The sequence below is a fragment of the Bacillus massilinigeriensis genome, assembly GCF_900117315.1.
Taxonomy (GTDB): domain Bacteria; phylum Bacillota; class Bacilli; order Bacillales; family Cytobacillaceae; genus Bacillus_BE; species Bacillus_BE massilionigeriensis.
The window spans coordinates 2509199-2522483 of sequence record NZ_LT630337.1 but is presented as its reverse complement, the minus strand read 5'-3'; the positions used below and the strand labels follow the sequence as shown (position 1 = coordinate 2522483).

General features: G+C 32.3%; 13 protein-coding genes. All 13 read left to right on the top strand.

What is annotated here, in order from left to right; genetic code table 11:
• Positions 1 to 62: 62 nt before the first annotated feature.
• Positions 63 to 797 (top strand): YveK family protein, encoded by a 735-nt coding sequence (locus tag BQ6100_RS12500; protein ID WP_075981931.1) that lies wholly within the window; start codon positions 63 to 65, stop codon positions 795 to 797.
• Positions 787 to 1467, top strand: coding sequence for a CpsD/CapB family tyrosine-protein kinase (locus BQ6100_RS12495; RefSeq protein ID WP_075981930.1), 681 nt, complete (start codon positions 787 to 789; stop codon positions 1465 to 1467). The genes BQ6100_RS12500 and BQ6100_RS12495 overlap by 11 nt, the downstream gene beginning before the upstream one ends.
• A 49-nt stretch (positions 1468 to 1516) precedes the next feature.
• Complete coding sequence (locus BQ6100_RS12490) at positions 1517 to 2299, top strand: tyrosine-protein phosphatase (protein ID WP_075981929.1); 783 nt, start codon at positions 1517 to 1519, stop codon at positions 2297 to 2299.
• Positions 2300 to 2335: 36 nt separating this feature from the next.
• The gene (locus tag BQ6100_RS12485; protein ID WP_075981928.1) at positions 2336 to 3535 is read left to right on the top strand and encodes a glycosyltransferase family 4 protein; all 1200 of its coding nucleotides are present in this window, start codon (positions 2336 to 2338) and stop codon (positions 3533 to 3535) included.
• Positions 3536 to 3550: 15 nt separating this feature from the next.
• Positions 3551 to 4576 carry a polysaccharide biosynthesis protein gene (locus BQ6100_RS12480; RefSeq protein WP_075981927.1) on the top strand — a complete coding sequence of 342 codons (1026 nt, stop codon included), beginning with the start codon at positions 3551 to 3553 and terminating at the stop codon, positions 4574 to 4576.
• A complete protein-coding gene (locus BQ6100_RS12475) occupies positions 4573 to 5682 on the top strand; it encodes a polysaccharide biosynthesis C-terminal domain-containing protein (RefSeq protein WP_075981926.1) in 1110 nt (369 codons plus the stop codon). Before BQ6100_RS12480 ends, BQ6100_RS12475 begins: the two co-directional genes overlap by 4 nt.
• A gap of 5 nt (positions 5683 to 5687) precedes the next feature.
• A complete protein-coding gene (wecB, locus tag BQ6100_RS12470) occupies positions 5688 to 6815 on the top strand; it encodes a non-hydrolyzing UDP-N-acetylglucosamine 2-epimerase (RefSeq protein WP_075981925.1) in 1128 nt (375 codons plus the stop codon).
• A 4-nt stretch (positions 6816 to 6819) separates the two neighbouring features.
• The gene (locus BQ6100_RS12465; RefSeq protein WP_075981924.1) at positions 6820 to 7818 is read left to right on the top strand and encodes a glycosyltransferase; all 999 of its coding nucleotides are present in this window, start codon (positions 6820 to 6822) and stop codon (positions 7816 to 7818) included.
• A 24-nt stretch (positions 7819 to 7842) separates the two neighbouring features.
• Complete coding sequence (locus BQ6100_RS12460; RefSeq protein ID WP_075981923.1) at positions 7843 to 9066, top strand: glycosyltransferase; 1224 nt, start codon at positions 7843 to 7845, stop codon at positions 9064 to 9066.
• Between the two features lie 74 nt (positions 9067 to 9140).
• A complete protein-coding gene (locus BQ6100_RS12455; protein ID WP_075981922.1) occupies positions 9141 to 10409 on the top strand; it encodes an O-antigen ligase family protein in 1269 nt (422 codons plus the stop codon).
• Position 10410: 1 nt separating this feature from the next.
• Positions 10411 to 11673, top strand: coding sequence for a glycosyltransferase family 4 protein (locus tag BQ6100_RS12450; protein WP_075981921.1), 1263 nt, complete (start codon positions 10411 to 10413; stop codon positions 11671 to 11673).
• 31 nt (positions 11674 to 11704) lie between these two features.
• The gene (locus BQ6100_RS12445) at positions 11705 to 12691 is read left to right on the top strand and encodes a glycosyltransferase (RefSeq protein WP_075981920.1); all 987 of its coding nucleotides are present in this window, start codon (positions 11705 to 11707) and stop codon (positions 12689 to 12691) included.
• A 56-nt stretch (positions 12692 to 12747) separates the two neighbouring features.
• Positions 12748 to 13275, top strand: a complete 528-nt coding sequence (locus tag BQ6100_RS12440) for a GNAT family N-acetyltransferase (RefSeq protein ID WP_075981919.1) — start codon at positions 12748 to 12750, stop codon at positions 13273 to 13275.
• The last annotated feature ends 10 nt before the right edge of the window (positions 13276 to 13285 follow it).

The window sequence follows — 13285 nt, the reverse complement described above, 5'->3', positions numbered from 1 at the left end:
GGACCAAATAGTATGCTTTACATAATTTCTTCATACATGACTAAAATGTGCAGGAGGTCAATATGGACGACACTTTTAGCTTAAGTGATATTTTCTTAGTGTTTAAGAAACGTTGGAAGCTAATTTTGCTGATCACATCATTAGCAATGTTAGTTAGTGGAGGTATCTCCTTCTATTTAATGACACCAATCTATCAATCATCAACACAAATCCTTGTAAATCAAAAAAATTCGCAAAATCAGGTTGATATCACTCAACTGAGAAGTAATATTGATCTTATAAATACGTACAGTGTGATTATTAAGAGTCCTGCCATTCTAGAGACAGTGATAAAAGAGTTGGAATTACCGGATTCCGTGGATCAGCTAAATCAAAAGATTTCAGTCAGTAGTCAGGAGAATTCACAAATTTTCTTGGTTACCGTTCAAGATACAAATCCTGGGATGGCAGTTGAAATTGCCAATACTGTGTCAGAAACGTTTCAAAGAGATATTCAAGGAATTATGAATGTTGATAATGTGAGTATTCTCGCCAAGGCAGAATTAAAAAAGAACCCAATGCCCATAAAACCTAATCCAATCTTAAATATTGGTATCGCTATGATTATAGGGTTATTAGCAGGAATGGGTTTGGCCATCCTATTAGACTACTTAGATAATTCACTAAAAAATGGTGATGATGTGGAAAAATATATAGGTCTTCCTGTTTTGGGATCCATTCAAAATGTAGGGCAGCTGAAAGGTAAAAAAAATTTAGCAACCCAAAATAGTATGGGGGTGCAATCATTTGAAACTTAGAAGAAAACATAGAGATAAAAAGGGTGTTCATTTAATTGCCCATACCCACCCGAAGCTACCAGTATCTGAGCAGTATCGGCTTATTCGAACAAATATTCAATTTTCATCTGTAGATAAGGAATTAAAATCCTTAATCGTTACTTCGCCAGAAAGCTCTGAAGGAAAGTCAACAACAGCAGCCAATCTTGCCATAGTTCTGGCTCAACAAGGAAAAAAAGTTTTATTGGTTGATGCAGACTTAAGAAAGCCAACCATCCATATAACCTTTAATACCAGCAATATCGATGGGTTAACAAATGTTTTAACAAAGGAAATAAGCTTGCTTGAAGCCATCTCCAATACCTATATTCCTAATTTAGATATCCTAACAAGTGGTCCTATACCTCCAAATCCATCTGAGCTTTTAAATTCAGAGACTATGGAAACCTTAATGAGAGATATGAATCAGATTTTCGATTATGTTGTGTATGATACACCTCCCGTTCTAGCAGTCACCGACCCTCAAATTCTAGCTAATAAATGCGATGGTGTTGTCATGGTTGTTGCGAGTGGAAAAACCCGTATTGATCAGGCATTGAAAGCAAGGGAATTATTAGAGAAAGCTAAGTCTCAGCTACTTGGTGTAGTAGTTAACGGAGTGGAGACTGGGAGTAGCGAGTACTATTCATAGTCAATAATTCTTCTTTTTGAATGTGGATTTTGAAAAGGAGGTTTCTAAATTGATCGATATTCATTGCCATATTCTCCCCAATGTTGATGATGGTCCGTCTAATTATTTTGATGTGATTGAAATGGCTAATCAAGCAGTAATGACAGGAATTACTCATCTATTTGCTACACCTCACCATATGAATGGACGATATGAAAATACAAAGACTGAAATTTTAGCAGGTGTACGTTCTCTAAACCAAATTCTTCAAAATGAGAAAATTCCTCTAAGTGTGCACTGTGGTCAAGAGTTAAGAATCCATCGGGAGATTTTTCATACTCTTGATTTAAATGAAGTTCTAACACTTGATAATCAGGGTAAATATTTGCTAGTAGAGCTGCCATCAAAGGAAATTCCAGATTACACCTTAGATGTTATTTATGAATTGTTGTTAAAGGGCATCACACCCATTCTAGTTCATCCTGAGAGAAATATGATGTTCCATGAAAATCCCAGTCTTTTATTTGAATTGGTTCAAGTAGGGGCATTAACGCAACTTACATCTGGGAGTATCATCGGCCATTTTGGTAAAAAAATAAAGAACTTTTCAGAAAAAATGATGGAACATCACTTAGCTCATTTTGTCGCAAATGACGCCCATAATATACATTCAAGAGGATTTTTCCTTCAAGAGGCCTATGAAGTAATAATAAGGAAATTTGGAGTGAAGCAGTCCGCTTATTTTAATAATAATGCAGAACTTCTATTGAACGGAGAAAAATTTCAAAGAGAAGAGCCAATGAGAATTAGGAACAAATTTCTTGCATTTTTTGAAAATACCTTTGGTAATTAATAGAAAATATCCATGACATTAAAGCAGGTGGATTAATTGAACCTTTTATTTTTAACATTAGCCAATATGGATAATGTATTTGAAAGAGGAATTTATACCGATCTCGTTCGTGAACTTGCTAGAAGAGGAGTAAATGTTTATATTGTTTATCCTGGAGAAAGAAGATCAAGTGTACGTACAAAATTTACAAAAATAGATAATATCCACCTTCTAAAGGTAAGGACGGGAAATATTACGAAAACAAATATAATTGAAAAGGGAATTTCTACATTAACGATTGAGGGACAGTATTTAAGAGCAATAAAGAAGTACCTAAGGGATATTCAGTTTAATTTAGTCTTATATTCCACACCTCCAATCACGTTTGCATCAGTGGTTAAGTATTTAAAAAAACAAGGAAGCAAAACTTATTTAATGTTAAAGGATATATTTCCACAAAATGCAGTGGATATAAATATGATAAAGGAAAAAGGAATCATATGGAGATATTTTAGAAGAAAAGAAAAATCATTATACGAAGTATCAGATACAATAGGCTGCATGTCAAAGGGAAATGTTGAATATTTATTACAGCATAATTCTTTTATCAATCATAGTAAGGTAGAAATTTTCCCAAATGCGATTGAACCTGTTGTGCAGAAGGAATTATATAAGTCGGACGCACGTTTCCTTGAGAAATATCATATTTCAAAGGAATCCACATTATTTGTTTATGGAGGGAACTTAGGAAAGCCACAAGGAATCGATTTTTTATTACAAGTAGTAGACCATTTTCACAAAATTGAAAATGGTTTTTTAATGATTGTTGGTTCAGGTACTGAATATGAAAGAATTGAAAACCATATAAAGACCTTCCAGCCCAAAAATGTTTGTTTGATAAACTCACTTCCAAAAAATGAATATGATCTTTTATTAGAAAGGGCGGAAGTGGGATTAATATTTTTAGATAAAAGATTTACAATCCCGAACATCCCTTCTAGATTAACAGCATATATGGAATACTCACTTCCAATTCTTGCAGCAACTGATAAGAATACTGATTTAAAAGAAATATTATTAGAGTCGAATAGTGGTCTTTGGTTGGAAAGTGGAGATATAGAATTATTTATTGAACATGCTAGAACATTAGTTAATGACGTCGATTTAAGAAAGCAAATGGGTTCGAATGGAAGACGATACTTAGAATATCATTTTGATATTAAAGATACAGTTCAGATATTATTAAACCATTGTTAAGGGGGATGTTTGCACTTGTTTAAGGATAAAACCTTATTAATAACAGGAGGCACGGGATCGTTTGGGAATGCAGTCATGGAACGATTTCTTCATACTGAGGTTAAAGAAATAAGAATATTTTCGCGTGACGAGAAGAAGCAGGATGATATGAGGAAAAAATATCAAAATGAAAAGCTCAAGTTTTATATAGGGGATGTTAGAGATCTTGCCAGTGTAAAAAATGCGATGCATAATGTAGATTACTTATTTCATGCAGCAGCTCTAAAGCAGGTGCCCTCATGTGAGTTCTTTCCACTTGAAGCGGTAAAGACAAATATATTCGGTACAGATAATGTACTAACAGCTGCGATTGCCTACGACGTTAAAAAGGTAATTTGCCTATCAACAGACAAGGCGGCATATCCTATTAATGCCATGGGGATATCAAAGGCAATGATGGAAAAGGTATTTGTCGCAAAATCGAAGACAATATCACAAGAAACTACCCTTATTTGCGGAACCAGGTATGGAAATGTAATGGCTTCGCGTGGTTCAGTCATTCCACTATTTGTAGAACAAATCAAAAGTGGATTACCATTAACCATCACCGACCCTAAAATGACAAGATTCCTAATGAGCCTTGAGGAGGCAGTGGAACTTGTCATTTTTGCGTTTCAGCACGCTGAGGCAGGAGATATTATGGTACAAAAGGCACCTGCTTGTTATATCGGTGATTTAGCACAAGCATTAATTGAGCTTTTCAATGCAGAAAATGAAATAAAAACCATAGGAATTCGACATGGGGAGAAGTTGTTTGAAACTCTTTTAACTCGTGAGGAATATTTAGTTGCAGAGGACTTAGGGGGGTTCTACCGAGTTCCTTCAGATAAAAGGGATTTAAACTATGATAAGTACTTTGAAGAAGGAGACAAAAAATTGTCAACTGAAGAATATAACTCTTATAATACACAAATTTTGACCATTGATGAGATTAAAGAAAAGTTGCTTAAATTAGACTACATTCAAAAAGAGTTGACGAATTTAAAGGTGACGAGCCTATGAAAATACTTGTAACCGGAGCAGGGGGATTTGTAGGTAAAAACCTAATTGTAGAGCTAAAAAATAGAGGATATACAGATATTTTGGAGGTCCATAAGGATACAGATTTCTTTTTATTAAGCAGATATACCAAGGAATGTGATTTTGTCTATCATTTAGCTGGAGTGAATCGTCCGAAGAATGAAGATGATTATATGAAGGAGAATTATGGTTTTACTATTAAGCTATTGCAATTGCTGAGAATGCATAAAAATAATTCACCTATCGTATTTACCTCCTCAATTCAGGCAAATCAAGAAAATCCTTATGGGAAAAGTAAAAATGCCTGTGAAAAGCTACTTTTCAAATATGGTCAAGAAACAGGTGCAAATATTTTAGTGTATAGGCTACCAAACCTCTTTGGAAAGTGGTGCAAGCCAAACTATAACAGTGTAGTGGCTACATTTTGCCACAATATTTCAAGAAATAAGGAAGTCCAAATCCATAATCGAGAGACATTGCTTACCTTATGTTATATAGACGATGTTATTGAAGAATTTCTTCATTCATTAGAAGGGAATGAATCGAAGGAAGGAGATTTTTGTGTAGTCCCTGTATCATATCAAATCACTTTAGGTGAGCTATCTGATAAATTATATGCATTCCAAGATAACAGGGAATCTTTGGTGATGCCTTCATTAGAGAATGCCTTTGACCGAGCGTTATATAGTACCTTTCTATCCTATCTAGAAGAGGATAATTTCTCTTATAAATTAAAGAAAAACGTTGATCATCGAGGATGGTTGACTGAATTTATTAAATCTCAAAGTATGGGTCAAATTTTCATCTCAAAAACAAGACCAGGTGTAATTAGGGGAAATCATTGGCATCATACAAAGGTTGAAAAATTCCTTGTTATCCAAGGGGAGGCTGTCATCCGTTTTCGAAAGATTGATAGTGACCAAGTAATTGAGTATAGGGTAAATGGGGAAAACCCTGAGGTTGTCGACATCCCTGTTGGTTATACCCATTCAATTGAAAATACAGGAGATGTAGACGTAATTACATTATTCTGGGCATGTGAAATTTTTAATCCTGAAAAACCGGATACTTATTTTGTGGAGGTTTAACTATAGTGAAAAAAATGAAGGTTATGACAATTGTTGGTACACGGCCGGAGATTATTCGCTTATCTGAAGTGATAAAGGCTTGTGACCAATATTTTCATCATATCCTAGTTCATACTGGCCAAAACTGGGATTATCGTTTAAATGATATTTTCTTTGAGGAATTAGGAATTAGACAGCCGGATCATTTTCTTGGTGTGGTTGGAGAAAATCTAGGAGAAACAATGGGAAATATCATCGCGGCCTCCTACAATATTCTAAGGCACGAAAAACCTGATGCTCTATTGATTTTAGGTGATACCAACAGCTGTCTAAGTGCGATAGCAGCAAAACGTTTAAAGATTCCTATTTTTCATATGGAGGCGGGCAATCGTTGCTTTGATTTGAATGTTCCAGAAGAGATTAACCGCAAAATTGTTGACCATGTTTCCGATATAAATTTACCATACACTGAGCATAGCCGCCGATATTTACTGTCCGAGGGTATCAGAAAGGAACATATCTTTGTAACTGGCTCTCCGATGACAGAGGTTCTTCATAAAAATAGGGAGCGCATTTTAAACAGTTCGGTTTTAAAAGAATTAAGTTTAGAAGCGGGAAAATACTTCCTCGTTTCCGCTCATCGTGAAGAAAATATCGATAATGAGAAAAATTTCTTTTCTTTAATGAATGCCATTAATCGAATTGCTGAAACCTATCAGCTTCCAGTCATCTATTCCACCCACCCAAGAAGCTGGCAAATGATTGAAAACCGCGGCTTTGTTTTCCACCCATTAGTTCGTCAGCTGAAGCCATTTGGATTTTTTGACTACAATCATTTACAACTAAATGCTTTTTCCGTTCTATCCGATAGTGGAACTCTGTCTGAGGAATCAGCCATTCTTGGGTTCCCTGGAATTCTCATTCGAACATCAACCGAACGTCCGGAGGTATTAGATAAGGGGACGGTGATTATTGGTGGAATAACTGAAAAAGAAATCTTGCAGGCGGTGGAATTGACGAGAGCCATGTGGAATAAGGGAGAACAGGATTGTTTAGCTACTGATTATCGGGATATTAATGTTTCGGAGAAGGTTGTGAAGGTTATTCAGAGTTATGTGGGGGTTGTGAATAGGGTTGTTTGGGGGAGGCCTTAAAAGAATGAAAATTATGGTATTTGATGTTCCTGCGGAGAGTGGTGGGGCATTATCTGTCCTTAACGATTATTATTTTGAAGCCAAAAAGAGTCACAACACAACCTGGTTTTTTGTACTTAGCAATCCTAAACTTAAAGAAACTTCTAATATTAACGTTTTACGTTTTCCTTGGATTAAAAACAGTTGGTTACATCGGATATTTTTTGATAAATTTATCGCACCAAGATTAGTGAAGAAGTATAAAGTGGATAAAGTTGTATCACTACAAAATATTCTGGTACCCAATGTGAAATGTGAACAGATTCTGTATGTACATCAACCACTACCTTTTATAAATTATAAATATTCACTTAAAGAAAACAAATTATTTTGGATTTATCAAAATATTATTGGTTGGAAAATAATTCATTCAATTAGAAAGGCGAATAAAATAATCGTTCAAACAGAATGGATGAAGGTTGCATGTTCAAAAAAAGCTCAAGTATGCGAAAGAAAATTTGATGTAATACCTCCTTCAATCAATATTAAAATAAATAATATGTTTAAGCCAACCAAAGAATCATTATCCACTTTTTTTTATCCAGCAAGTGGTCTTGCTTATAAAAATCATCAAATCATTGTAGATGCCTGCAGTCAGCTCGTAAATATGACAAATAAAAAATTCAAAGTGATATTTACATTAAACGGAAATGAAAACGAACTCATTAGTGATTTATACAGGCGTATACAAGATGAAAGGCTGCCTATCTTGTTTGAAGGTACTAAACAAAGAAATGATGTATTTGAACTCTATACTAAATCCGTATTAATCTTCCCTTCATTTATTGAAACTTTTGGATACCCCCTTTTAGAGGCTAAACTTCATAAAGGGATAATTTTAGCCGCAGAAACAGAATTCGCAAAAGAAATAGTTAATGGCTACGACAAGGCATGGTTTTTTGATGCATTCGATTCTAATGAATTATGTCAGTTAATGCACCAATGTTTAAATTATCATGCTTAATATTATCATATGAAGGTGTTTTAAATGGAAATTTTGTATTTTGGAAGTTATTGCGAAGAGGAATGGTCCGATTCTGTTATTAAGAACAGCGGATTACCTTTTAAAGTTGCACAATACTCATTTGAAAAGGCATTTATAAATGGGGTCATAGAATTAAAGGATGTTAATATGCAAATATACTATTTAAACCAAGAACCATACTATCCTAGGGGAACTAATTTTAGATATAAAAGCAGAAGCACAATAATAAATGAGAAAATGATTCTTCATCATTTATCCAATATTAATTATCCTTTTATTAAGGAGTTAATATCATTTTTGCAAGGTATTGGTGTTACTCTAAGATGGTTTTGGAAGAATCGTATGATTAAAGAAAAGGTCGTATTAACTCCGTTTAATTACACTCCTTTATCATTAGGAATTTATCTCACAGCAAAATTATTCAGAATAAAACGTGTGAATATTTTTACAGATCTTTCTGGACATATTTTAACTTCAACTAGACAAAAAAATATGATTTGGTTTAAAAAAGCTATCCTTCCTTTATATTATAAATTAGTTCAATTTGTTGAAAATCAATTTGATGGGTATATCTTATTTACAAAACCTATGAATAGAAAAGTAAATCCTTTAGGGAGGCCGTACATAGTAATGGAGGGGATTTTTAATAACGATCTGGATCTATCCTCTGTTACGAGAAGTAAAGCAATTATGTATGCGGGAACTTTATCATATGAGTATGGAATAAAAAATATATTGGATGCCTTTAATCAAATAGAGGATCAGGAATTAGAACTTTGGATATTCGGTGATGGAGATATGCGTGAATATATTGAGAAGTTGTCATTATCAGATCGAAGAATTAAATATTTTGGATTTAAACCAAGAAATATAGTTTTTGAATATGAGAAAAGGGCACAATTATTGATTAATGCAAGAAACCCAAAGGATGAATACACTCATTTTTCCTTTCCTTCAAAGACCTTTGAATACATGGTTTCAGGGACTCCATTTTTAACAACGAAAATTCCTTGTATTCCAGATGAATATCATAAATATTTGTATTTTGTAGAATACAATAATATCGTAGATTTAAAGAATAAAATGATAGAAATATTAAATAAGCCTAAACAAGAACTTGAAGAATTTGGGGATAATGCTCGTAGATTTATTTTACAGAACAAGAATAGTCTTATACAGTCAAAAAAAATTATTGAAATGATAAAATGTAAAGTACTTACAAAATAAAAAAGTTGAATTTAAGTTATTTTTAACTATGCAGAGTTGTAGCATAATTTTATCTTACTATGGAGAAGTTGTTAATGATAATAAATAGTGAGGGAATATTAAATAAAAACCTTAGTTGGTTATCCTTTTTTGTTGTATTTATTCTTGTCTATTATAATAATGAAACCTTTCCGTCAATCCTATTTAAAGGACAAGGGCAAACCATTATTTATATTTTTCTTATTATTGGTATAGTCTTTTTTTATCGGATTGTTCTAAAAAAACAACTGGTATATAAGAGCAACACAATAATTATATTAACTTTATGTGTTTTAATACTTTTGACTATGTTATTTAATCAAAATTTTTCAGGTGGATATATAAAAATAATAATATGTTTGTTGATTGGCTATATGATTATTCACATAGTAAATGTTGAAGAGTTCGCTACCTACTATGTAAAGGTAATGTTGTTTTTGGCTATATACTCATTAATAGTAACTTATCTAATAAGACCTTGGATTTTTAGTTTACCAAGCTTTATTGCTCCGGTATTTACTAATGAAGCAGGTTTTTCTTTTATTAATATGAGATTTTCTGTGGTTTTTAATAATCCAATATATTACAGGAATTTTGGGATATATAGAGAGCCAGGGGTTTATCAATTCTTTTTAAATATGGCATTAATTTTTGAACTATTTTTTAAAAAGAATAAAATTTCTCCCCTTACAGTTATGATCCTCTGTATAACAGTTCTCAGCACATTCTCTACTGCGGGATATATTACAAGTCTATCCATAATTGTCGCCTACAATTTTGTTAGCAAAAACCATTATGATTCAGAAAATAATTCAAATAAAAAAATATACTTTCTTAGCGTTTTATTTTTAATATTATCAATCACTTTTATCTTTTTTAAAAGTTATGAGTTTTCTTACATGTTTACGGACACAGTGGATAAATTTACAAATAAAGAATCTTCTTACCAAGGGAGAATGGTGGCTATATTAGCAAACCTAAAATTATGGGGGGATAGTCCAATTTTAGGAAGTGGAATACAGGCCTTGGCAAATTCCGTAAAGGATGTAATGCAAACTCAATTTTCATATTCCACAGTTCATAATACAAGTACAACGGGGGCTATGTTGGTCGCATTCGGGTTAATATTCGTCATTATTGTAACAACTAGTTTATATATGTTCATAAGAGAATCGAGCCAAAACACATTTGTTGTTTTGGTTATTTTTTTAGTAATTATGTTTTCAATAAATACCCAATTACTGATTTATAATGAATTTTTATACACATTGATCATCTTTGGAGGAAAAAACGTTAAATTTGAAAATTATTTGAGAGGTCACTGATATGAAATTGTTATGGATTACCAATATATCTCTACCAGAAGCTAGTATTCTTCTTAAAGAAGAGATTTCTCCTTTTGGGGGATGGCTTATAGATATAGCAAAGTTGCTCTCTGATAATGAAAATATTCATCTAAATATCGCATTTCCTAAAAATGACGCAGAGGGTATTGATTTCATCAATGGAGAAAAAGTTAATTATTTCACTTTTCCGAGTATTACTTCGAAAGACAATCAATGGAATAACCATTTTTCTGAAAAAATCATTGAACAAGTGAAACCAGACATTGTTCATATTTTTGGTACTGAATTATATCATTCCCATGCGATAGTGAATATTTGTAAAAAAAGAAACATTAAATGTGTGATCTCAATCCAAGGTCTTGTTTCAATAATTTCTAAACATTATACATTGGGCTTACCTGTTGATATTCAGCGGTCTTTTACAATAAGAGATTTTATTAAGCAGGATAATATCAAACAACAACAAAGAAAATTTGAAAAACGAGGAAAATATGAAATTGAGACGTTACAGAAAGCTTCCTATATAATTGGCAGAACAACTTGGGATAGAGCATGTCTTTCATTTATTAATAATAATGTGAAGTATTATCATTGTTATGAAACTTTAAGAAGTGAATTTTATAAGAATAAATGGGATATTAATCAATGTGAAAGATATTCAATATTTATTAGCCAAGGCACTTATCCAATTAAAGGATTACACTTTATGATTGAGGCCTTACCATTAATATTAAAACGTTTTTCTAAAGCTAGGTTATATATTGGGGGGCCGGACATTACCAGAAATAAATCACTCTTAGAAAAATTGAAATTATCGAGCTACGGTAAATATATTAATACATTAATACAGAAATATAACTTAGAAAACCATATAACCTTTACTGGAATATTAAGCGAAAAACAAATTTGCAAACGCTTTTTATTATCAAATGCTTTTGTTTGTCCCTCAACTATTGAAAATAGTCCTAACTCTTTAGGAGAGGCTATGATTCTTGGCGTTCCTTCGATTGCGTCGAACGTTGGTGGAGTATCCGATTTACTAAAGCATAAGGAGGAAGGATTTATATATCCCTCGGATGCTCCATATATGCTAGCTTACTATACATGTGAAGTACTTGGTAACGACCAGCTTGCATTGAATTTATCAAAAAATGCAAGAATTAAAGCATTAAAATTGCACGATAAACATCAAAATTATAAGAGATTACTTGAAATATATGATGACATTTTTAATATGGTTTAAAGGTATCTTCTATTAAAGGAGAATTTTGTTGATGAACATTTTAGTAAGTATTAACTGCATAACTTACAATCACGAAAAATACATCTCTGATGCAATAGAAGGATTTTTACATCAAAAAACAGATTTTGAATATGAAATTCTTATTGGTGAAGATTGTAGTACTGATTGCACGAGAGAAATTGTTGAAAAATATGCAAAATCATATCCAAATCTGATTAGAGTCATAACATCAAGTAGGAATGTTGGAGCTGCCGAAAATATGAGGAGATTATTTCAAAATTCTAAAGGAAAATACATTGCCCTATGCGAGGGGGATGATTATTGGATTGATATGAACAAGCTTCAAAAGCAAGTAGATTATATGGAAAATAATCCGGATTGCACGTTATGTTTTCATAATGGTATCGTGGTGGAAGATAAAAATAAGATTAATGACAGGTCGGTAATCCCTTGGATGAAAAATAATGAAAAATATTATTTTAATAGAAGCTGTCAATATACTGCAGGAGAGCTGGCTTTATTGGGTTATATACCCACAGCTTCATATCTTTATCCAAAACACCTTTTGGAGGATCTTCCAGATTGGTGCTATAACGCAATTGTTGGTGATAATGTTATCAAGCTCATTACGTCAAGCCATGGATATGCTTATTACATGAATGAATGTATGAGTGTCTATCGTTTTGGCATAGGAGGTTCGGCTACATCAAACTGGATAAAAGAGAATGACTCAATTGAAAAAAAAATTACACATTGTCAGGGCTTTATTGATTTATTTGATAACTTTAATCAATATTCAAATCAAAAGTTCACTGAAGAAATAGAAAAAGCAAAAAAAATCTTTGAATTTCAGATTGCCATAATAAAAGGAGATTTAAAACTGATAAGGGAAGAAAGATTCAAAGAAAATTTGGCAGAACTATCCTTAAGAGAAAAAATAAAGCTTTATTCGAAATGCCTTTTTCCAAAAGCTTATACAAAAATGGCTGCAATTAAAGTTTTTTTGTTTAGTAACTAAAATGAGTAACAGTATCTTGTTATGTAATTATTTATTAGAAAAAGGGGGAATTCAAAATGAAAGTAGAGACTACTAGTTTTAAAAAAATTGAAAAGATGCTAAAGAAAAGGCAACTAGGGATTATAGAATTGGATTATAGTGAATTGAATTTGGATCGATTAATTTCAATATTCAATAACATTGAATCTGCTTTTCTTACTCCAAGACAACCAGGGATGGATATTAAGACTTATGCCAATAAATTAATAAAAAATGCTTATAATTTTGTTATTACGGATAATGAAAAGGATATTGGAATTGTTTCTTTATATGCAAATGACTTTACAAATAAATTAGTATTTATTAATGCAATTGGGCTACTATCTTCCTATCAAAGTAAAAATATAGGTAATATAATTTCTGAATTTATTATAGATTTTTCTAAGGAAAAAGGGATGGAAATTCTAAAATCTCATATCGATAAAAGGAATCAAGCATCATTGGGGTTAGCTACAAAATTTAAACTTAAAATAGAAGGTGAACTTGATGAAAATACATATATTATGTCAAGGGACCTTAGGGAAGATGAACAATATAAAAATTGAAGGGAAAAAA

Coding starts and splice junctions, on each gene's coding strand:
- BQ6100_RS12500 (WP_075981931.1), top strand. CDS start 63: ATGGACGACACTTTTAGCTTAAGTGATATTTTCTTAGTGTTTAAGAAA.
- BQ6100_RS12475 (WP_075981926.1), top strand. CDS start 4,573: ATGAAAATACTTGTAACCGGAGCAGGGGGATTTGTAGGTAAAAACCTA.
- BQ6100_RS12465 (WP_075981924.1), top strand. CDS start 6,820: ATGAAAATTATGGTATTTGATGTTCCTGCGGAGAGTGGTGGGGCATTA.
- BQ6100_RS12460 (WP_075981923.1), top strand. CDS start 7,843: ATGGAAATTTTGTATTTTGGAAGTTATTGCGAAGAGGAATGGTCCGAT.
- BQ6100_RS12455 (WP_075981922.1), top strand. CDS start 9,141: ATGATAATAAATAGTGAGGGAATATTAAATAAAAACCTTAGTTGGTTA.
- BQ6100_RS12450 (WP_075981921.1), top strand. CDS start 10,411: ATGAAATTGTTATGGATTACCAATATATCTCTACCAGAAGCTAGTATT.
- BQ6100_RS12445 (WP_075981920.1), top strand. CDS start 11,705: ATGAACATTTTAGTAAGTATTAACTGCATAACTTACAATCACGAAAAA.
- BQ6100_RS12440 (WP_075981919.1), top strand. CDS start 12,748: ATGAAAGTAGAGACTACTAGTTTTAAAAAAATTGAAAAGATGCTAAAG.